This is a genomic window from Rhodococcus sp. MEB032 (genome assembly GCF_030208925.1).
GTDB lineage: Bacteria > Actinomycetota > Actinomycetes > Mycobacteriales > Mycobacteriaceae > Rhodococcus_F > Rhodococcus_F qingshengii.
In genome coordinates, this window is record NZ_JARVSY010000014.1 from 69,447 (window position 1) to 90,178 (window position 20,732).

The 20,732-nt window shown below is 62.0% G+C and carries 19 protein-coding genes; 7 read left to right on the top strand and 12 right to left on the bottom strand.

The window, feature by feature from the left end:
- Positions 1 to 97: 97 nt before the first annotated feature.
- Positions 98 to 1,660: an MFS transporter gene (locus tag QRN54_RS16755; protein WP_285182454.1), complete on the top strand. Its 1,563-nt coding sequence runs from the start codon at positions 98 to 100 to the stop codon at positions 1,658 to 1,660.
- 74 nt (positions 1,661 to 1,734) lie between these two features.
- Here QRN54_RS16755 and QRN54_RS16760 read toward each other — a convergent pair whose 3' ends face one another.
- Entirely contained in the window at positions 1,735 to 2,523 is a 789-nt protein-coding gene (locus QRN54_RS16760) for an SDR family NAD(P)-dependent oxidoreductase (RefSeq protein ID WP_021333757.1), read from the bottom strand.
- A gap of 92 nt (positions 2,524 to 2,615) precedes the next feature.
- Positions 2,616 to 3,650 (bottom strand): ABC transporter substrate-binding protein, encoded by a 1,035-nt coding sequence (locus tag QRN54_RS16765; protein ID WP_063315093.1) that lies wholly within the window; start codon positions 3,648 to 3,650, stop codon positions 2,616 to 2,618.
- A 204-nt stretch (positions 3,651 to 3,854) separates the two neighbouring features.
- Between QRN54_RS16765 and QRN54_RS16770 the strand changes: the two genes are divergently transcribed.
- From QRN54_RS16770 to QRN54_RS16795, 6 genes are all read left to right on the top strand, one after another.
- Positions 3,855 to 5,180, top strand: coding sequence for an FAD-dependent oxidoreductase (locus QRN54_RS16770; protein ID WP_172403421.1), 1,326 nt, complete (start codon positions 3,855 to 3,857; stop codon positions 5,178 to 5,180).
- Positions 5,181 to 5,463: 283 nt separating this feature from the next.
- Positions 5,464 to 6,498 (top strand): ABC transporter substrate-binding protein, encoded by a 1,035-nt coding sequence (locus QRN54_RS16775; RefSeq protein WP_021333760.1) that lies wholly within the window; start codon positions 5,464 to 5,466, stop codon positions 6,496 to 6,498.
- Between the two features lie 77 nt (positions 6,499 to 6,575).
- The gene (locus QRN54_RS16780) at positions 6,576 to 7,337 is read left to right on the top strand and encodes an SDR family NAD(P)-dependent oxidoreductase (RefSeq protein ID WP_021333761.1); all 762 of its coding nucleotides are present in this window, start codon (positions 6,576 to 6,578) and stop codon (positions 7,335 to 7,337) included.
- Positions 7,338 to 7,339: 2 nt separating this feature from the next.
- A complete protein-coding gene (locus QRN54_RS16785) occupies positions 7,340 to 8,503 on the top strand; it encodes an ABC transporter ATP-binding protein (protein WP_021333762.1) in 1,164 nt (387 codons plus the stop codon).
- Positions 8,503 to 10,221, top strand: a complete 1,719-nt coding sequence (locus tag QRN54_RS16790; protein WP_063315092.1) for an ABC transporter permease — start codon at positions 8,503 to 8,505, stop codon at positions 10,219 to 10,221. Before QRN54_RS16785 ends, QRN54_RS16790 begins: the two co-directional genes overlap by 1 nt.
- A 20-nt stretch (positions 10,222 to 10,241) precedes the next feature.
- Positions 10,242 to 11,006: an SDR family NAD(P)-dependent oxidoreductase gene (locus QRN54_RS16795; protein ID WP_031331685.1), complete on the top strand. Its 765-nt coding sequence runs from the start codon at positions 10,242 to 10,244 to the stop codon at positions 11,004 to 11,006.
- 27 nt (positions 11,007 to 11,033) lie between these two features.
- On the opposite strand, the gene QRN54_RS16800 is transcribed toward QRN54_RS16795, so the two are convergent.
- The 10 genes from QRN54_RS16800 to QRN54_RS16845 all read right to left on the bottom strand — a co-directional run bounded on the left by QRN54_RS16800 (position 11,034) and on the right by QRN54_RS16845 (position 20,725).
- Positions 11,034 to 12,050, bottom strand: coding sequence for an MBL fold metallo-hydrolase (locus tag QRN54_RS16800; RefSeq protein WP_021333765.1), 1,017 nt, complete (start codon positions 12,048 to 12,050; stop codon positions 11,034 to 11,036).
- Entirely contained in the window at positions 12,047 to 12,382 is a 336-nt protein-coding gene (locus tag QRN54_RS16805; protein ID WP_021333766.1) for an EthD family reductase, read from the bottom strand. Before QRN54_RS16805 ends, QRN54_RS16800 begins: the two co-directional genes overlap by 4 nt.
- Before the next feature lie 72 nt (positions 12,383 to 12,454).
- A complete protein-coding gene (locus tag QRN54_RS16810) occupies positions 12,455 to 13,078 on the bottom strand; it encodes a TetR-type transcription factor C-terminal domain-containing protein (protein WP_063315091.1) in 624 nt (207 codons plus the stop codon).
- Positions 13,079 to 13,105: 27 nt separating this feature from the next.
- On the bottom strand, positions 13,106 to 14,614 hold the full coding sequence (locus QRN54_RS16815; RefSeq protein ID WP_502944055.1) for a class I adenylate-forming enzyme family protein: 1,509 nt from the start codon (positions 14,612 to 14,614) through the stop codon (positions 13,106 to 13,108).
- 67 nt (positions 14,615 to 14,681) lie between these two features.
- Positions 14,682 to 15,743 carry an NAD(P)-dependent alcohol dehydrogenase gene (locus tag QRN54_RS16820; protein ID WP_045066632.1) on the bottom strand — a complete coding sequence of 354 codons (1,062 nt, stop codon included), beginning with the start codon at positions 15,741 to 15,743 and terminating at the stop codon, positions 14,682 to 14,684.
- Positions 15,743 to 16,531: an SDR family NAD(P)-dependent oxidoreductase gene (locus QRN54_RS16825; RefSeq protein ID WP_082845685.1), complete on the bottom strand. Its 789-nt coding sequence runs from the start codon at positions 16,529 to 16,531 to the stop codon at positions 15,743 to 15,745. The genes QRN54_RS16820 and QRN54_RS16825 overlap by 1 nt, the downstream gene beginning before the upstream one ends.
- A gap of 31 nt (positions 16,532 to 16,562) precedes the next feature.
- Entirely contained in the window at positions 16,563 to 17,321 is a 759-nt protein-coding gene (locus QRN54_RS16830) for an SDR family NAD(P)-dependent oxidoreductase (RefSeq protein WP_285182458.1), read from the bottom strand.
- Positions 17,318 to 18,520 (bottom strand): acyl-CoA dehydrogenase family protein, encoded by a 1,203-nt coding sequence (locus QRN54_RS16835; protein ID WP_063315090.1) that lies wholly within the window; start codon positions 18,518 to 18,520, stop codon positions 17,318 to 17,320. Before QRN54_RS16835 ends, QRN54_RS16830 begins: the two co-directional genes overlap by 4 nt.
- A gap of 55 nt (positions 18,521 to 18,575) precedes the next feature.
- Positions 18,576 to 19,535, bottom strand: coding sequence for a phosphotransferase family protein (locus QRN54_RS16840; protein ID WP_063315089.1), 960 nt, complete (start codon positions 19,533 to 19,535; stop codon positions 18,576 to 18,578).
- Positions 19,532 to 20,725, bottom strand: a complete 1,194-nt coding sequence (locus QRN54_RS16845) for an acyl-CoA dehydrogenase family protein (protein WP_063315168.1) — start codon at positions 20,723 to 20,725, stop codon at positions 19,532 to 19,534. The genes QRN54_RS16840 and QRN54_RS16845 overlap by 4 nt, the downstream gene beginning before the upstream one ends.
- Positions 20,726 to 20,732: the final 7 nt, after the last annotated feature.

Below are 20,732 nucleotides of genomic sequence, written 5' to 3' on the forward strand. Positions count from 1 at the left end.
CAAATATTGCGAAAACTTTCCCAGTTGATTCTAAACTGAATTAAGTTCAGTCTAGCATTTGTTGATCGAGAGGAACGCTATGGATAGCGATCGGCCAGTGAGCATCTTTGCGCCACTGCGCATCAGGCGACTCCGCATGATGCTTGGCTTCCAACTGTGCACAAGCGTCGGAGTATGGATTCTGGTACTTGCAGTGCAGTGGACATTCACCGAAACCGGGGAGTCTGCGACGACGGTGTCGATGGTTCAGTTCGCCGCCAGCTTGCCGTTCTTCCTGTTGGCGTTGCCGATCGGCGCGATGGCCGAGTTCGTCAGCCATCGCCTACTGCTCGTCGGAACCGCAATGGTGTTGACTGGGTCGACGATCCTGCTGGCGGTACTGCAGCAGTTGGGCTTGGCGAAAACTCCGATTTTGATGCTCGCGGTCTTCGTCGCCGGCGCAGGTCTGGCGTCCGTCGCTATCGTCTGGCAGGCGTTGCTGCCCAACATAGTCAGCCGCGAGATGATGGCGGTGGTTCCTGCGATCGACGGCGCCGTCTTCAATGGCGCTCGCGCAGTCGGGCCGGTTATCGGTGGTGCCGTTCTCGCCGGCTGGGGATCGACTTCGGCTTTCGCCTTGACTGCCGCTCTGTTCGCCGTCTGCGTCTTCGTCTCGGCACGGACGGTACCCGCATCGACCGGGCGGGTCGAAGTGCACAATTCGATAGGCCAGGCGGTGGCAGGAAGCGTGCGCTTCATTCGCCATTCCCGCTGGACCAGGCGATTGCTGCTGCGACTGACCATGTTCGGGATCCCGGCGAGTTGTCTGTGGGGGCTTCTGCCGCTGGTCGCGCATGATCGGTTGCAGGTGAGTACGTTCGGCTTCGGAATCCTCTCCGGCGCAATCGGAATCGGCGCCGTGCTCGGTACGATCCTGCTGATGCCGCTGCGCGCGCGGATGAGTTGGAATCACTTCGTGGCGCTAGGCTCGGGTGCATATGCGCTTGTCCTGATCGGTTTGGTCGTGATCCCGTGGTTCAGCGCGATGTTTGCCGTTCTTGTAGTGGTTGGCGCCGGGTGGGTCGGGGTTCAGAGCACCTGGATGATCGCCGCTCATGCCGTGGTTCCCCGATGGATCAAGGCGCGTGTTATCGCCTTCGTCATGTTGATGTTTCAGGGGAGCCAGGCGATCGGCGCCCTGTTGTGGGGCGTCCTTGCCGACTCGCTCGGCCTCGTTCCCGCCGTGCTACTGGCCGCACTGTTGATGTTCGTCTCGGTGTTCGAGACAGTTCGCCGCGGGATCATGCCGAGTGAGGCGATTGCCCCCGAACTGACCGGGGCACCGGATCCCTTGGCCCCTAATGCCGAATACTCCGGTCTGCGCGTGATCGTCGAGACCACCTATCACGTGCTCCCGGGCCGCACGGAAGAATTTCTCGACAACGTGCACGAACTCAAACTCTCCCGGCGGCGTCTTGGTGCACTGCGCTGGAGCGTGTCGCGATCGGCAAACGAGCCCGACATCTACGTTGAACACTGCACGTTCCGTGATTGGTCTGAGTACCTCGCTCAGGAGACCGAGCGACTGACCGTTCCGGAGAATCGGGTGCGGACGAAATTGGCCGAATATCTTGTCTTAGCGCCGCAAACCCGATTACTTGTCGAGCCGAAGCTATTTTGACAAAGCACGATGCCCGGTTTTGCACGTCTTCGGAAGACGTGCAAAACCGGGCATTTCTACGGAACTGACCCCGATCAGACGGTGAATCTACCACCGTTGCTCAGTAGTACGGCCCCGACGACGTTGGCGGCACCCGGCGACGCCAGGTACAGGATGTTATCTGCCAATTCCTCGGCGGTTGCGTAACCGCGGAATCCGTCCTGTGTCATCGCAGCGCGAAGGTTGGTCGGAGTGCGACTGGCCATTCCTGTGTCGACTGGTCCCGGAGCGATCGTGTTAACCCGGATGCCAAAGGGCGCAACCTCTTTAGCTACAGCCTGGCTTACCGCATGAACTCCGGCCTTCGAAGCTGAGTAGTGTGGGTAGCCAACAAGCGTGTCGAACGCCGAGGACGAGCCGACCGTCACGATGGCGCCGCTGCGGGCTGGTTTCATCGCCCGGACTGCTTCGCGGAGTATGAAGAACGTACCGTCGAGGTTGATCGACATGACCCGTCGCCAATCTTCGTCCTCGAGGTGAGTGAGAACGTCAACCGGTTCATTACGCTCAGCTGCCTCGTAGATGCGCTGTTTACTCTTCGGGTCGTCGACGCCGGCGGCATGGACGACGATGTCAACCCGCCCCTGCTCGGCGATCACTCTCGTGAAAGCCTGGGTCACCTGCGCCGAATTGCCGACATCCAAACCGATGGCCTGGCCACCGACCACAGACGCTGCTACCTCGGTTACCGCAGCTTCGTTGACGTCGCACAGATACACCGCCACGGCGCCCCGGTCAGCGAGCAGACGCGCTGTGGCAGCGCCGATTCCGGAACCTGCTCCGGTTACCACTGCGACCTGGCCCTCGAACTGCCGATCAGACATCGAATACACCTTTCAGTCCCGTCGATCCGCTCGCTTGGCGGCCGCGGGTATTACGAGTAGAACACGTGCACGTGGAACGGTTGTCAAGCAGTTCAGTTGAACAGGGCTTCGAGGTCGTCGCGGTAACGCGCGGCGCCGTCACCCGTGGTCACCTCGGTGTTCTGATCAGGAACCTCTTGAGCATTCGCGATCGAACCTTCGATGTCGGGCAACACCGAGCTGTAACCGACCGACGTGGCCTCCTGGCCGGGTCGGGTGACCATGAAGTCGGCCAATACCTGCGCGGCATTGGGATGCGGTGACGAGCCGAGAGTCAGACCGTACCAACGCGCTCCCCAGATATGTTCTCCGGCAGACCATTCAACCGGTGCCCCGGAGTCCTTGGATGCCAACATCGGATCGGCCATCAAGCCGGCGGCGATCTCACCGGAAGCGAGTGCCTGAGCGAGCGGCTGATTGCTCGGATAGATGCGTGGGTTCTGGTCGGCAAGCTTCTCCAGATACTCCCTGCCGCCGTAGTACTTCTCGATGTGGGAGTAGAAGTCCAGGTATGTCGGTGACGTTGACGGACTGACGATTCCGACCTTGCCCTTGAGCACAGGAGCGAGAAGATCTGCCGGGGAAGAGACACCGCCGGGCAGCTGGTCGGTGTTCCAGCCGAATCCCAGGATCACTGCCCCTTCGAGGAAGTACTTGTCCGAGACGATGCTTGTATCCCGGCGATAGTCCGGGTTGTCGAAACTCGGCCCGATCGGCTTGGTCGCCTTGCCTGTATCCTTGACAGTATTCATCCACGACACGTCGGTGATCACCGCGAGGTCTCCGATTCCCTTGCCGGACTTGCTTTCGGCATCGATCTTGGAAAGCAGATCCGAATCGACTCCGCGGACGACCTCGAGATCGATTGCGGGGTAGGCCTTTTCGAAGGCAGTTTCCAGGGCTGCGAGTCGGGGCGCCGCCTGGGTCGAGTAAATCGTGACCTTTCCCTCGTTGTTGGCCGCAGCAACGACGTCGTCCCACGAACCTGAAACCGGCTCTGACGGGGCAGCGGGAGCGTTGCTACACGCCGTCAACGCGAGCGCCACCGCGGCGAGTGCCACGGTGGTTCTGAAAACCTGAGGGATCATGCGAGCTGCTCCGTTTCTGGTACCTGCCGAAACAAAATCAAACCTAATTCAGTTCATATTAGAGTGACTCAGCCCACAATGCAACCGTCATGTCGGGAGTGACATCGATTGACTCTCTCCTCGCTGCGCTTCTACTGTAATCAAATTGAGGTCAGTTCAATTTGAATGGGAGGCGCTCACCGGCGCCGGACAATTGGAGTCAATTTGAGTAGCAATGAATACGATCTGCTGGTAATCGGGGCTGGAATGGCCGGATTGACTGCTGGGGCAAAAGCTTCCGCAGCAGGCAGGCGAGTGTGCTTGATCGAGATCAGCGCCGACGTCGGAGGTTCGGCGCGATTCGCTGGATACGCCTGGAGCGCACCGAATCACGACGTCATGGCCGAACAGAACCCGAGGGGCGACGAAGCTCTCAAGCGCCACCTCGTCGACAGCTTTGATGTCGGTGTCGAGTGGATCCGCTCGATTGGCATTGACGTCGACGCGGCGCAGCCCATTCTGAGCTTCGGTCGCGGGCACAGATTCGACACCAATCACTACGTCGACACCTGCAAGCGAATCGTTCTTGACGCCGGCGGATCGGTCGTGCTCGATACCGCGACCGAAGGGCTCCTGTTCGAGGACGGTGCCGTCCGCGGCGCCGTGGTACGTACGGGTGCCGAGCCCGCGCGCGAGATTCGGGCCGGCCAGATCCTCCTGGCAACCGGCGGATTCCAAGGCAACAAGGAATTGCTCGCTCAGCACGTCCACCCGGACGCAGGCCGGATGGCCTTGCGTTCGAACCCACACAGTTGCGGCGAAGGTTACCGCCTCGCGATCGAGGTCGGCGCGTCGACCGGCGTCGAGGATGCCGGCTTCTACGGGCATCTGATTCCGAGCGGTGTTGAACTTGCCGATCCCGCAGACTTCGTCGACATGTCGCTGTACTACAGCGAGCATGCGCTTCTCTTCAGTCTCGACAACGAACGGTTCGTCGACGAAACGCTCGGCGATCACCTCACCACGATGGCTCTTCTCGAACAGCCGCAGGGCCGAGGCCTGCTGATTGCCGACGCGCGCGTGCACCGCGACTGGATGGTCGCGTCGTATGTCGAAGGTGCTGTGGCCGTTGACAAATTCGAACTTGCCAGCAGGCGTGGTGGCAGGGTCGGCCTCGCCGAGGACCTCGAGGAACTCGAATTTTTGCCGGAGGAATGGGGATACGACGGAGCGGCGATCGCTGCGGCGATCAGGAAGTTCAACGAGGCGGCCTCCCAGGGTGCAGAACTGGTTCCAGGCCGTAGACTCGATCGCGCTCCCTTACTCGAGGGGCCCTACTACGTGATCGAAACGGTTCCCGCGGTCACCTTCCCGTTTCACGGGATTCGGATCGACACGCAAGCCCGAGTTCTGGACGCCGCCGGACTGCCCATCCCCGGACTGTTTGCAGCAGGCTCCGACACCGGCGGATTGTGGAACCGGGCGTACGCCGGTGGCCTCGCCTCGGCTCTGGTGTTCGGTCTGTCCGCAGCCTCCGCTGCCGTCGGCTGACTTGTTCCGTTGGCGGTGTCGAGCCATCGCCCTGTTTCTTCGAAGCAATTTCCACGTCCGTGAACTTCGTGATTGACATCACAAGCTATGGGCACTACCTTCGAACTGACATCAGTTCAGTTTAAGCGGGTGGCTCTCGATTCGGCAGCCTCCGCCCGAGACCAGGCGCGATGACACACCGCGCAGGGTCAGCTTCAGAAATGCCGACGCGAGAACATCTCTCACTGGAGTGCCCACGACATGTCGATACATCGACGTCCGACGGCATGCCCGAAAGGAAGCCATGAAGTCATTCGTCCGCACCCTGGTGGCGTTGAGCGCCGCCGCAGCCATGGTCGGCATCTCGGGATGTGGCAGTAGTGAACCCGCGTCTGCTGCCGTCGACGGCAGCTGGGAAGATGTGGTCGCTGCAGCGAACGAAGAGGGCAAGGTGATGCTCTATTCGAGCCAGAAGCCGGCCAACCTCGATGCGCTCAAGGTCGCATTCCACGCTGAGTACCCGCAAATCGAATTGGAATACGTTCGCGGTACCGATCCGGATATCAATCCCCGGGTCGAGACCGAACACAAGATCGGTAAGGGTACCGCCGACGTCCACATGCTCACCGACTCGGCATGGATCCAGAACGCCGCCAAGTCCGGTACCTATTCCGCCGAATTGGTCGGGCCCGCACTCGAAGCCCCCGAATTCGATCCAGCGGCGAGCGTGCTCGACAACCGGTTCTTCCTCACCAGCGCGGCCGTCTTTGCGCTCGGCTGGAATACCGATGCGGTACCGAACGGACTGAAGACGCCGCAGGACATCCTCAATCCGGCCTACCGCGGCAAGATCGGCATCGTCAACCCTGTGGGGATCGCTTCGTACGTCGACATGTACCGGCACTTCGCGAACACATACGGGGAGGACTACTGGAACAAGCTTGCGGAGCTGCAACCCCGCATCTACCCGAGCGCGCTCGGTGTGGCCCAGGCCCTGACGTCCGGCGAGATCGTCGTCAGCCCCTCGGTGCAGCCGCTGGTGACCGAAGTGAACTCAGGCGCGCCTGTCGACTGGGTGCTGCCGCAGCAGCCGTGGGGAACCCCTTGGTACTCCCACGTTTTGAACACGGCGCCGCATCCGAACGCCGCCCAGGTGTTGGCCAACTTCCTGGTAACTGTCGCAGGTCAGACCGCCCTCAACGACGGATACGCTGCTGCACTCCCGAATATTCCTGGGGCTGTCGCCCGGGCTCAGGACATCGCGCTGCCCAATCCCGAAGACTTGACACCGGAAAAGGTCGAGCAGTACTCCCAGCAGTGGCAAAAGCTCTTCCAGTAACACCGAAACATGGCTCCGCAGAACATAAGCGCCAATCAACAAGTGGAAGGCTGACCTTGAACCACCTCACGGATTCGATGCGGGGAACGAATGTTCTTGTCACGGGAGCATCCGGCGGTATTGGCGGGGCCTGCGCCGAACTGTTCGCCGCGCACGGCGCAACCGTTTACCTTACCGATGTCAACGACGACGCCGGAAGCGCGTTCACTGCGACGTTGGGCGCAAACGCGTATTACCGCCATCTCGACGTGACGAGCGAGACTGACTGGGCCGACGCAACAGCGGCGATGGCGGCGGCCGGCCACGACATGACGGTGCTGGTCAACAGTGCCGGAGCTGCGATGAAGGCGACTCTGGCAGATACGTCACTCGACCAGTTTCGTCGGATGATCGACCTGAATCTTGTTGGCACATTCCTGGGGCTGAAGGCCGCAGCCGCGTCAATGGCAGATGGTGGGTGCGTCATCAATCTCGCATCATTGCGTGGCGTGCTCGCGACCGCCGAGTTGGGTGCTTACGGCGCAGCGAAATTCGGGGTCCGAGCCCTGACCAAGGTGGCCGCACTCGAGCTTGCCGACCGCGGTATCCGAGTCAATTCCGTCTGCCCCGGCAGCATCGAAACCGAAATCACGTCGGTATCGGACTTCTCCAACGACGACGTCGAAGCGTATGTGCGCAGCATTCCGATGCAACGCCGTGGCGCGCCGAGCGAGGTCGCGAGGGTCATTCGTTTCCTGGCCACTGACGACAGCAGCTACGTAACCGGAACCGACATCCTCGTCGACGGTGGCCAGGCCGCCGGTGTTCGTACCCCCAAAATCTCGAACGAGAAAGTATAGAAATGGCATCACAATTCGCAGTTTCAGGTCTCACGAAGACTTACGGATCGAACGTGGTGGTCGATCAACTCGATCTCGAAATCGAGCAGGGTGAGTTCCTTGTCCTGCTCGGTCCGAGCGGTTGCGGCAAGACCACAACGCTGCGGTGCCTGGCGGGATTGGAAACACCTCAGGGCGGCTCGATCTCGTTCGGCGGTAGGCACGTTTTCGATGCCTCCACCAAAACCGATGTCCCCGCACACAAGCGGAACATCGGCATGGTGTTCCAGTCGTATGCGCTCTGGCCGCACATGACGGTCCGGGACAACATCCGATACCCGCTCAAGGTCCGCAAGCTCAAACAGGCCATCGCAGACGGTGCGGTGGAGAAGGCTGCCGAGATGGTCGATTGCGGCGCACTGCTCGATCGGTACCCGTCGCAGCTCAGTGGTGGGCAGCAACAGCGAGTTGCGGTGGCCCGTGGACTCGTTGCGCAACCGGATCTGGTCTTGTTCGACGAACCCCTGAGCAACTTGGATGCACGGCTCCGCGACCAGGTGCGCTCCCAGATCCATCAGCTGCATCAAAGCCTGGGCTTTACCGCAGTTTTCGTCACGCACGATCAGGCCGAGGCTTTCGCTCTTGCCGACCGGATCGCAATCATGAAGTCCGGCAGAATCGAACAGTACGACGCGCCGGAGCACGTGTTCGAGAATCCGGTGTCCGAGTATGTCGCCGCTTTCATCGGCATGGGCAATCGACTGGAGCTGCGCCGCGCCCACGACGGTTGGAACACGAGCGCGAACGACGTCATCGATCTCAGCAACGCCAGCGTGCGGGACCGCGCTGACGAGGGCACCGCCGCGGTGGCGCGGTTCCGACCGGACGACGTGCAGATGCATGCCTCGATGGACGACGTTCCGGCCGGAAACGTTGCACTGCACGCCGAACTGGTGACATACGAGTACGCCGGACGACACTTCGACGTATTGGTCAAGACAGGTACCGAACAACTGGCATTGCGTGCCAGTGCCGCCGAACACAGTGCCACACTGCGCGCCAGTGATCCGGGTACGCCCATGGTGATCAGCTTCTCTCCGTCCAGTCTGCGGGTATACGCCGATCCGGACGCCGCTGCGGTGACCGTCCCCGAACTGGTCGCACCGGGTGTAGGAGACCGATCCTGATGGCAACCGCAACCGCAACCGCAACCGCAACGGCCGGCGGATCCGTCAAGTCGTTCTCGATTTCACGGCAGTGGCAGGCCCGCATCGGCTACGCGATTCTGATCGCCGTTCTTGCGTATCTCGTAGTGCTGCCGATGATTCGGCTGCAGATGCTGGCGTTCGAGGACGGCGGCGCGGGTTACCGTACGCAGTACGGCCGCTACGATGTGGCCGAGGCGATCTGGACGACGATCGCCCTGGCACTCGGCTCGCTCGTGATCGCGATGGTCCTCGGTACCGTACTTGCGTTCGCCGCCAGCCGACTCCCGGAGAAACTGGGATGGCTTCGCATCGTCCCCATCCTCCCGATCGTCATGCCCGCCGTCGCAAACATCGTCGGCTGGGCATTCCTGCTCTCGCCCGGTCCCGGCTACCTCAACGTGCTCCTGCGCAAGCTCCCCTGGTGGAGCGGGACCGACACCGGACCCATCGACGTGTACACCATCCCGTGGATCGTGATCCTCACAGGTTTCGGCCTCACGTCGTTCGTCTACTTGTTCGTCAGCTCCGGCATGCAGAACATCAGTTCGGAACACCTCGAAGCCGCTCAGGTGAGCGGATCGTCAACGGTCGGAATCTTCTTCAAGATCGTGCTGCCCTTGCTGCGGCCTTCACTCATCTACGGCGGCGGAATCGCATTGCTACTCGGTCTGGGACAGTTCACCGGTCCGCTACTGCTGGGCCAGAATTCGGGCGTCAAGGTCCTGACCACGGAGATGTACCGCCGAGTGTCCGAGTCCCCTTCGGATTTCGCGGCCGCGGCAGCTGCCGGTTCACCACTGGTGATCTTCGGTTTGGTGCTCGTCCTGGTGCAGAAGGTGCTGCTGGGCAACCAGACTCGGTTTGTCACGCACGGAGGCAAGGCATTTGCCTCGTCCACCGGCCGGGCTACCTGGGCGACGGCCACCGTGGTGATCTTCTCGATGTTCGCACTGGTCATTCCGCTGATCGGGCTGATCATCGTCTCGCTGACGCCGTATTGGTCCGGATCGCTGTCGTGGGGTTTACTGACCCTGGACAACTTCCGGGAGCTCTGGTCGACTAGTGCGATCACCGAATCCGTTGTCACCAGCGTACTTACCTCTCTGGGAGCGGTGATCATCTGCATTCCGATCGGGTACGCGCTGGCCAACCTCCTGGTCCGCGGGCGGCGCTTCAAGATCCTGGCGCTGCTGGCCGATCTGATGACCGCCCTGCCGCTCGGCATCCCCGCAGTGATCTTCGGCGTCGGCTTCCTGCTGACCTACACCGAACCGCCGTTCATCCTGTACGGCACCCGCACGGTCATCATCCTCGTCTACATCGTTCTGATGCTGCCGTTCGCCACACGGATGCAGATGACAGCCATGCTTGCACTCGGAAACACATACAACGAGGCCTCGGCCACCAGCGGTGCATCCCCCTTCGTCACGACGCTGCGAATCATGTTGCCGCTCATGCGTCCGACGGTTCTCAGTGCCGTCGCGCTGATGTTCATCTTGCTCACGCACGAGTTCGCCGCGTCGCTCCTGGTACGCGCTTCCACAACTCAGGTGATGGGAACGCTGCTGTTCGACATGTGGCAGAACGGTTCGTATCCGATGGTGGCCGCCATGGCGCTGCTGATGACCGCGGTGACCACGATCGGCGTTGCCATCGCCATGCTGGTCGGCGGGCGTAACGTCCTGAGCAAGCTGTGACAGAAAGTGAGGCTGAAACGATGTCGGTGGGCAATACTCGTTTGCGTGAGAAAGTGGTACTGGTTACCGGAGCCACCGGCGGTATCGGCGTCGAAATCGTCGGCCGCCTTGCATCCGAGGGTGCTTCGGTGATCGTGACCGATATCAGTGGTGACGCGTGCGCCGAAGTGGTCGCGAAGCAGGATCAGCCCGACCGCCATCAGGCTCTCGCACTCGACATCGCTCGCGAAGAGCAATGGCAGAGGGTCATAGAGGCTGTCACCGAGCGGTATTCCCGACTCGACGCTGTGGTGAACAACGGTGCGATCGGTAGTTTGGCTTCCGTCGTCGACGAAGACATCGATCGGTACAACAAAGTCATCGAGGTCAGTCAGACCGGAACGTGGCTCGGCATGAAACACGCCGGGGCCTATATCGAAAGCACTGGCGGCGGTTCGGTCGTCAACATCTGCTCGATCCTCGGCACGGTCGGCGGATTGGGTAACAGCTTCGCCTACGCGGCCGCCAAGGGTGCGGTCCGCACGATGACAAAGAACGCCGCATTGCACTGGGCCACGAAGGGTGTGCGCGTGAATTCGGTGCATCCGGGATTTATCGAGACCCAGCAACTGCTGCGGCGTTACGAGGGTAGTGAGCGGCACCGGGCGATGATTGCGAATACGCCGATGGGCCGACTTGGCACGGCTTCAGAAGTTGCTGCCGCCGTGGCTTTTCTGGCTGGCGATGACTCGACGTTCGTCACCGGTATCGAACTCTATGTCGACGGCGGATGGACCTGCGCCTGAGGGGGTCGGTAAACGGGGTGGATCTCTTCAGTTCGAACTGAAGTGATCCACCCCGTTCCTGTTTTTCACGGACAACTGCCCACGTTCGACAAGCACGTCGAGGTGGGCAAGCGTCTCGCAGGTGGCCACCATCTGGTTGAAGGTATCGAGAGAATCGAAGCCGCGTTCGCGCCGGGTCCAGGTCAACACCTGCGCCACTTGCAGCCCTGAGACCTCGCCCAATTCGGCTACCGCAGAAGCAGTCTGACCCAGACGGTGATCGTGGTGCGCCAACAACTCCCGGCATCGCGCGTGCAGACCCGCGCCTGTGCCGCCGTGCGCCGGCATCATGATCCGGTCCCGGTCGTCGAGCATCATCTCCAGCGAGCGGAGGTACGCTCCGAGTGGCAGCTCCCAATCGCCGAGTTCGAATCCGATCGATGGCGTGATCGTCGGCAACACATGGTCTCCGGTGAAAGAGACGTCGCGTTCGAGGTCATGAAAAACCATGTGCCCCTTGGTGTGTCCGGGAGTGTGTACCGCGGACAAGCGATGGCCTGGAATATCGAGAGCGCCGGGGGAGAGCCAGTGATCGGGAGCCTCCCAGTCCGAGGGCTCGAAGGGTTCGTCGATCGAGTCTCGATAGACCTGCTCGGCGATTGTCGCTGCGCCGGATCGGTGCAGCTGAAGAATTGAGCTCTCCGGAACATTGTTGCCCAGCTTGGCGATTGCGGCGATACCGGGAGATTCGGCTGCGCCGAGGTGGATTCGAGAACCATGCCGTCGACGCAGTTCAACGGCAAACGTGTAGTGGTCACGGTGGACATGCGTGACATAGATGTCGTGAATCTCCGCCGGGTTACGACCGATCAGCGCTAGGGCGTCGGACAGTTCGGCGTGCGTGCTGTTGCGATGCCAACCGCCGTCGACCAGCGCCAGTCCGTCCGTGGTCTCGAGCGCGTAGACGTTGATTGCACGCAGGCCGTCCTGCGGCATCTGCAATGGGATCCGGAAAACGCCGTCGGCGACGCGATAGCAACCGGGCCGATCCCAAGAGTCGGTCATTTTCCGCTGTCGGCGAGCGGCACCATGGTCTTTTCGTCGCCGTACCACATCATCCGGCGGCCACCCATGGTTCCGACGTGATCAACGGCGGCCTGCCACTGCGGACTCGCCAGCGCGGCTTCGAGTGCCTCCCGCGATTCGAAACTCAAGACGGACAAGCCATCCCACCCCTCCGACTTGCTGCCGAAAGCTTCGAGCAATTCGGTGTGCTGCCATCGCAGAAGGCCGGGAAGGGGATAGGTGACTTCCGCGTGTTCGCCGCGCCACCAAGTGATGAACTGCTGATAGGTCCAGTCGGTGGGTCGGGATGCGACGAGAACGAGATTGTACATATCAACTCCTAATTGAATTCACTTTAGTTTCGATGGGCAGTCCAAACTGATACTCGCCGTGCGCGGAGTGATCTACGCGCACACCATCCGCAGGGCCGCATCGGTCACTCGTTCGGCGATCTCTGTCAGGCTGAGTTTGCCGTCCGGCCGGTACCAGCGCCAAACACTGATCACGAGGGCCAAGACGAGTCGGCCCATCAAGCGAGGATCGGAATCAGCGAAGACGCCTTCCTTGATTCCGCTCGCAATCAGCGCGGTCCACTTTTCTTCGATCGCTTGAACGAGTTCACGGGACTTCAGTCGTTCGGACTCCTCTTTTTCCGACTGTCGCTCCGCGGCAAGAAGATCCATGTGGCTCTGAAGAATGCGGCGCTGCAGAGCATCCCTCGGTGAAGCCTTGAGTGATACGACGATTGCCGCCCTGAGTGCCTTTGTGGGATCCGAGTCGCCCTCGGTTGCAACAGTGACTCGCTCCAACGAATCGGCCAATTCCAGCCGCATGATTGTCAGGAGGCAATGCGCTTTCGATTCGAAATAGTGATAGAGCGCCGTCTGTCCTATACCGACCTCGTCGGCAATCGACGCCCACTTGGTGTGCTCGTAACCCAATTTGCCGAACTGGTCGATCGCCGTGGCAAGAATGAGAGTTCGTTTGGAGCGCGGACTCTCCCGGCGCAACGCGGTCTCTGCTGTCATGTGGCTCCCCCGGAGGTGCGTGGATGATTAGTTCGACCTTACCCCTTTTTGAGATGAACTCGTGTCAATTTCAGAGGCCAGGCCTGAGGCGAGCGCCACCGCATCGGCCCTGGAAAGTTTGCCGACTCGGTTCTGAGGAAGATCTTCGACGGAGAAGAGAAACTCCGGCCACTTGAACTTTGGAAAGCCCCTCGCGGCAAGCTGGGTGGTCGCCTCCGCCAGCGTCAGCGGCGTACCACCAGTGACGACGAGGGCTGCCGCTCGCTCGCCCAGAAGGTCATCTGGGACGGGAACGACGCAGACCTGAACCACTGCGGGCAACGACGCGATCGCAGATTCCATTTCGTTGATGTCGATATTGCGGCCGCCGCGGATGATGATTTGTTTCTGGCGTCCCATGACGCAGATCGATCCGTCTTCACCGACTTCGACCAGATCGCCCGTCGGCAGGAAGCCGTCCGCGGTGAGCTCGGGCAGTACCGGAGCACCGCCGCGCGCATAACCGACGAACAGTGACGGTCCCTTCACCTGGGCGTCACCGATCTCGCCTGCGGTGAGCAGCGCCCCGGCGGTGTCGACCGCTCGAACGACGGTGCCGGGGAACGGACGTCCGTCCCGCCCCAGTCGGACGGCCGGCGGATCGTCCAGACGTGGGGTCGTGTGGCCCAGGCATTCGGACATGCCGAATACTCGAAGAAAGGTGGTACCCAGGACGGTTTCGGCGTTCCCGAGTGTGCGCTCGTTCATCGGACCGCCACCAACCGTCAGGGCGCGCATCGCCGAGAGCTTACCGCCAGCCCTTTCGGTAACCGAGAGCTGCAGGGCCATGGTCGGTACCAGCATCGTCCAGGCGACCCGGTGCTTCGCCATTGCCTCCAGTGCTACCGCAGGCGACCACTTGGCGATCGAAACCATCTGTCCGCCAAGGTAAGCAGGCAGATACATCCCGAAACAGAAAGCTGCGACGGACGACAGCGGCACAAAAGCGCCGACCGCCTCACCCTGTTGCAATCCGACAGTATCGATGGTGCTCCGGCACGCGTAGCGGATTGCCTCCTCGGACTGGACGACACACTTCGGGCGACCGGTCGAACCGGAGGTCATCGCGATCGCGGTGCCGCCGCGCCAGCGCTCAACCGAGGCGAAATCCCCCTGCCGAGACCGGAGCACTCGCGTTCCGAAAGCGGCTACCGAACCGGCAAACTGGTCGTCCTTGATGCCCCAGCGGGTCAGTGCGTCGGCATCGGCCACCACGAGATCCGGGTCGATGTCGTCGATCGCCATCTCGAACTCGGATTCGGTGGCGTGTGGACTGAAGACCGCCACTACGCCGCCGCGAAGTCCGATCGCGAGGGCGGTAGCCACCGTCTGCCACGTATTGTCGGCCTGAATGAGCGCAGTCGGTGCCCCGCCGTCGAGCGAAGCGATGGTATCGGCCAGCAAGCGAGCCGCCTCCACGATCGAACCGATTGTGTGAGAACCTAACTCGTCGATCACCGCAATCTCGGCCGGATTGCCTTCCGCCCGGGCGAGCATCTCCTGTGCCAGCAACTTCACTGCGGCGTCCCTCTTCCGTCTTCGAGTTCGATTGTGTGTTGGATGTTTACAGCGATGAAGGGGCTGTGGGAACCAGTACGGCGCGGCCGGACAGATCGCCTGAACGCAGGCGATCGTATGCCTCCAGTGCGCTGTCGAACGTGAACGTGGTCACCTCGGCATGCAGCTTTCCTGCACTGGCGAGTTCGACCACCTGACGCAGGTCCTCGATGGTGCCCCAGAACGGCGCCCGAACTTGCCAGCCGTTGACCAAACCAAGGCTTTTGCCGACGGTCAGTTGCCCGCCCGCACTTCCCACGACGACAACTCGGCCGCCGGGAGCGAGAAGCGCCGGAGCGGGTTCGACCGTCGCCTGAGCCCCGACAAAGTCGAAGACCACGTCGGCACCGCCGAGGCTCGCCACAGCCTCTGTCGCTTCCGCGAGCGTCGCAAAACACGCGTGTGCTCCCGATTCGAGCGCGAGAGCGTGTGTCTGGGTTCTTGTCTCGACGGCGATGATGTCTGTGACGCCGAAAGAGCGCAGGATCTGCACCGCCAGATGGCCGAGACCGCCGATTCCTATCACCAAAGCCACAGTGTCCGAGTCGATGACGTCGCTGTTGGTCCGGATCGCATGATATGCGGTCAGGCCGGCGTCGGCGAGCGGAGCGGCCTGCTGGGGGCTCAGCGAACCGACGCGAACGAGAACAGCTTCCGAGGGCACCAGCAGGTATTCTGCCAGCCCGCCCGGATGGCCCAACCCGTTTCCGATCGGGCTGAGTCGGCCGTCCCCACGCGGGACTTTCTCCAAGCAGTAGTTCTCGCGCTCGCGCCGGCAATTGCGGCACCGGCCACATGGCCAAACACCATGAATGACAACATTTTCACCGATCCACGCGTGATCGGCCAGCGGTCCCGCACCGACGACGGTACCGGCAACCTCATGGCCGAGTGTGAGCGGCAACGGGTAATCGAAACGTCCGGCGGGCGAATCCATGACGTGCAGATCCGAGCGGCACAGACCAGCGGCGCCGACTTTGATCAACAGTTGCCCCTCAGCGGGCTCGGGTACGGGGATCTCACGCACCTGCGGAGGCTGACCCCACGCCGTCAGCTGGACTGCCAACATCAGCGCGCCGTCCAACCACCGTCGACAACCAGCGCCTGGCCGGTCATGTACGAGGAGGCATCCGAGGCCAGGAACAGCACTGCGCCGTTTATCTCACCTTCGACCCCGCCGCGGCCGAGCATGGTGTTCTTACGCACCCACCCCGCCGATTTGTCATTGCTGAACAGTCCGTCGGTCATCTCCGTATCGAACCACCCAGGCACGACGGAGTTCACGCGGATCCCCCTGCGTCCCCACTGACCGGCCAATTCCCGGGTCAAGCCGAGTGCTCCGGCCTTGGAGGCCGCATAGCTCGCGCCACCGATCGGGGCCGTGGACACCAGCCCAATCACCGAGGAGATGTTGATGTACGACGCGCGTTCGTTCTCCGGAAGTCGGGTCGAGGCGTAGGTCGCCAGGTGAAATCCGGATACCAGATTGAGCTCGAGTACCGAATTGAATCCCGCGATGGTTTCGTCCTCGGCGTTCGGCGGTCCCGGCATGCCGGCATTGTTGACGAGTACGTCCAGCCGTCCGGACTGTTCGTAACACCTGTCGATCAGGGCGCGCCGATCAGCGTCGTCGGTGATGTCGCAACGAACCGGAACAATTCCCGGTACCTCGGCTGCCAAGTCCTGTAGGCGGTCGAGCCGGCGGGCCGCGGCGTACACCGTGGCCCCGGCACTGGCCAGTGTGCGCGCAAATCCCATTCCGAGACCAGACGACGCACCCGTCACGATCGCTACCCGTCCGGCCAGTCCGAACATCTCGGTCAGCATCTGTCCACCTTCGAATCCGTTGTCTGTCATGGCTTTACTGCGATATCAGGACATCGCAGCGTCAGTACACGGCGGTTCGGCCGCCGTCGACCGGGATGAGCGCGCCGGTCGTGTAGCCGGCCGCATCCGAGGCCAGGTGCGTCACCAGACCGGCGATCTCCTCAGGCCGGCCCAGTCGCCCGGCAGGCAGACGGTCCACGATCTTTCCGATGAACTCGTCGTCCCAGTTCTCGGCCATGTCGGTAGCGAAACCGCCTGGCATCACACAGTTCACCCGCACCGTCGGTGCATACTCCTGAGCAAACGCCCGGGTGAGCGCATTGAGGCCGTTCTTGGCCGCGGCGTACATCGCTTCCGGTGGGCTCGGGCGCTCCGCACCGATACTGGAGATGTTGATGATCGAGCCGCCGCCGGCCGCCCGCATCCGGTCTCCCGCGACTGCCATCAGCCGGAAGGGTCCCTTGACGTTGACCTCGATAGTTTTGTCCCACAGCCCTTCCGAGGCGGAGAGCAAGTTGTCGGCCAGCGGTGCGATGCCGGCATTGTTGACCACGATGTCGAGGCTGCCGAATTCGGCAGTGATCTGGTCGACCGCGGGCTCGATACTGTCCCAGTGCCCGACGTGCAGGGCGAACGGGTGAGCGGTTCCCGGGCCGGTGTCACCGAGCGACGCCACCGCTTCGCGGCAGGACTCGAGCTTTCGGCTGGACACGATCACGGTCGCGCCCGCGTCCCGGAGTCCGCGCGCGATGGCCAGTCCCAAACCGCGGCTCGCGCCGGTCACGAGCGCGACCTTACCGGTCAATTCTGGTGTACTCATTTGTGCTTCTTCACCTCGAGGCGGGCAATGGTGCGCAGATGAACCTCGCTGGGTCCGTCTGCAATCTGCAGGGCGCGGGTAATCGCATACAGCCGAGCCAGGATCGTGTCGTTGCTGACTCCGGCGGCGCCGAAGGTCTGCACCGCGCGGTCGACAACCTTGTGCGCAACTTCCATTGCTGCCACCTTGATGGCGGCCACTTCCGAGCGCGCAGACGCGTTGCCCTGGGTATCCATCAACCAAGCCGACTTGAGTACGAGCAACCTGATTTGGTCGATCTCGATGCGGCTGCGGGCAATCCATTCACGCACTACGCCGCGGTCGGCAAGGGGGCCTCCGAACGCTTCCCTTTCGAGCGCGCGCTTACACATCATGTCCAGTGCCCGTTCTGCCATACCGACTGCGCGCATCGCGTAGTGCATCCGGCCGGGGCCCAGGCGTCCCTGTGCGATGGCGAATCCGTCGCCCTCGGCGCCGAGCATGTTTGCAGCCGGTACCCGAACATCGGTGAATTGAACTTCGCCGTGGCCGAGTCGGTCTTGGAAGCCGAACATCGGCAGGTCCCGAATGACCTCAACGCCGGGCGCGTCGGCCGGTACCAGGATCATGCTCTGCTGTCGGTAGGTCGGGCCTTCGGGATCCGACTTGCCCATGAAGATCATGAGCTTGCAGTCAGGATCGAGGATGCCGGAGGTGTACCACTTACGGCCGTTGAGCACGTATTCGTCACCGTCACGTTGGATAGTCGATCGAATGTTTGTCGCATCCGAACTTGCCACGGCCGGTTCGGTCATCGCAAAAGCCGAACGAATACTGCAGTCCAGCAACGGCTTCAACCACTGCGCCTTCTGTTCGTCGGTGCCGAACATGGCGAGGATCTCCATGTTTCCGGTATCGGGAGCCGAGCAGTTGATCGTCTCGTTACCGATGATGGAGCGGCCGACGATCTCAGCCAGCGGAGCGTATTCGAGATTGGTGAGCCCGGCACCGAGTCCGTCGTGCGTCATGAACAGATTCCACAGACCCAATTCGCGTGCCTTCGCCTGCAGATCGCGCATGATCTGGGGCTGTTCGTGCGGGTTGTCGTTGGCAGCGACCTGGGCGTCGTACACCGATTCCGCCGGATAGACGTAATCGGCCATGAAAGATTCGAGCTTGCCGAGCAGTTCCTCGGTCCGCGGGGAATAGGCGAAATCCACGGTAGGTCTCCTTAGGTGATTATCAGCGACGCAAAAGACCAGCGGCCTAGAAGATCTAGGGACGCAGGAGAGCGGTACCGGTCTCGATCAACCGGTTGATGGTGTCGGGCAGCTTCTCCTGGTCCGGATCATGATGGCGACCCTCGCGGTGCCGACGCAGGTTGTGGCCCATGATCGCCGCCATCTTCAACCGGCCGAGTGCGTCGAACCAGTTGAGTTCGGGGAGTGCGGGACCCGCTCCGGTGTACAGCGCGACCAACTCTTCGGCGCTCGGCAGTCCGGTGACTTCCCGACCGACACCGGGGAAGTTCGAACCGTCGGCGAATACCAGAAACCAGCCCAATTCGACTCGTGGATCTCCGGCAGACCAGATTTCCCAGTCGATGAGTGCAACTGGCTCCAGTCCGTCGGAGATGATGTTGCCGAGACGGTAATCACCGTGCACCAGTGTGGGTTCGATAGGTTCGGGAATGTCGGAGCGCAACAGTTCCAACAGACGATCGGCGCCGACAACCAATTCCGGTGGCACTGCGCCCAGCGTCTTGGCCCAGCGCTCGAGCTCGTCTGCCGGTGTCAGGGGATCTGCGAGCCCTGCAATGGTGGCCAGGTCCACCTCATGCAGTCGCGGTAGGACTGCAGCGGCACGACGCATTCGATTGGCAGCGAGCACCGGATCGACGGCCGGGTCGTCGAGCACGGGCTCGAGTGACTCGCCTGCAACAAATTCCATGGCAAACCACGCGGGCTCGATCTCGTCGACGACAACTACGCGCGGCACCGGAACTTCGGTGCCGGCCAGCGCCTGCAGAATATGCGCCTGTCGCAGCATGTCGTGCCTGCCGATGGATCGCTGGCCTTCCGGCACCGCCTTGATCACCACGTCACCGGTCGAGGTGGTGGCGCGGTACGTCAGTCCGGAGTGTCCACCGAGTAGCGGCTGGAAGTCGGTTAACGTCGCGCCGCAGTCCGCCAGTAGTTTGGCGGCGACCCGTTCTTGCAGAGTCGAACTGGTCACGGTCGCGGCTCCCTTGGTAGACCGAGCACGCGCTCGGAGATGATGTTGTGCTGAATCTCGTCGGTGCCGCCCGCAATTCGGTATCCGGGGGCGCCGAGTGCGTGTTCGGACCACGCGAACGTTCCCCATCGACCGGAATCGGCGGTAAGTTCACGGCCGAGCAGCAAACGGGCAACTTCCGACGTTCTGGCCATGGTGTCGGTAGCCAACAACTTTCCGAGTGAGGCTTCAGGACCCGGCTCGTTGCCGGCAAGCATCGCCCCGGCCACCCGCATATTGCTCACGCGCTGTAGATAGCTCCTGGCGACCAGGTCGGCCACCTTGTCCTTCTCGATCTCGGTCAGCTCGCGTTCGAGGTTCTGTGCGAGTGCAATTGCCTGATCTGCGTTGGCCAGACCGAGATTTCCGCCGTCCAGACGTTCGGCCGCCAGCACGGTGAGAGCAACCTGCCAACCCTTGCCGACCGGACCGAGTCGATACGCGTCTTCGAGTTCGACGCCGTCGAGGTACACCTCGTTGAACGAGCTGCCGCCGGTCATCTGCCGGATCGGGCGTATGGTCACGCCAGGTGCGTTCATCGGGACCAGGAACATGGTGAGCCCGGCATGTTTCGCGACGGTGGCGTCGGTACGGCACACCGCAACTCCGTAGTCCGCCACCAGCGCGCCGGAGGTCCATACCTTGTGCCCGTCGAGAGTCCACGTGCCGGCTTCGCTGCGCACCGCCTTGGTGCGGACGGCAGCCAGGTCCGATCCGGCCTCGGTCTCGGAGAACAGTTGGCAGGCAATGATGTCCGTGCGAAGCATCGCGCGCACGTAGCGTTCCTTCTGCTCGTCGGTGCCCCACTGCTCGATGGTGGGCGCGATCAATTGCTGTGTAACCGAGAACATCTCGGTCCGCCGCGGCACGTCGAACGATTCCTCAGCCCGGCGGAAAGCTAACACGTATGACAGCGGCAGACTGCGACCGCCGCGTTCGGGCGGCCAACTCAGTGCTCCCCAGCCGGCATCGAACTTCGCCTGTTCGTAGCGCGAGATTTCGTCGGTGTGCTCGCGCTCTTGCTCGGCGGTCCAATTCTCGAATACCGCCACCGAATCCGAACCAACGCCCCACACCGATTCGGTGCGAGGTGCGGCGACGCCACGCAACCAGGCGATGGCTTCCTCGGTGAACGCGTCGAGACCTGGAATCGTTTGT